At 61.2% G+C, this 454-nt stretch carries 1 protein-coding gene; it reads right to left on the bottom strand.

Annotated elements, in window-relative coordinates:
- Window positions 1–454: hypothetical protein (locus CWM66_RS29015; protein WP_158262976.1), on the bottom strand; the 454-nt coding region annotated here is incomplete at both ends.

Raw genomic sequence — 454 nt, 5'->3', positions numbered from 1 at the left:
CATTGCTACCCGCAGCGAGAGATGTAGCACTGGGCGCCGTCTGCAGGTGAAAGAGAAACTTGCTCAGGCCATCCCAGTTCTGGCCCACGACAACCGACGCGCCCATCCGTTCCCGGCCAACGATCTCCTCGACCGCGAGCGCTTCTCGGCCAGTAACGAAGGAGTTGCGGAAAAGGCCCTTCTGCTTCATGGCGACATCGATGTTGCTGACCAGCGATGCAAGCCCCACTACGGCGATGAGCAGGTAGACGGCGCGCGGTCGCCACACCGCAATCAATCCCCCGACTGCGAGCCCTACCGCCACGAAGTAGAAGAGGGGCTTGGAATGGAACACGAAGCCCCATTCAGGCGAATCCGAAACCAGCGAGATGGGCAGAATCTCCGAAAACACCAGGCCGCGCGTGAAGAGCCAGGTAGCGGAGATCAGCACCATCAGCGCGCCGCAAACCTTGCC

The sequence above is a fragment of the Kosakonia sp. H7A genome (assembly GCF_003028445.1).
GTDB classification, from domain to species: Bacteria; Pseudomonadota; Gammaproteobacteria; order Enterobacterales; family Enterobacteriaceae; genus Kosakonia; species Kosakonia radicincitans.
The sequence above is the reverse complement of the archived record's forward strand: the minus strand, read 5'-3'. Positions and strand labels throughout refer to the sequence as shown.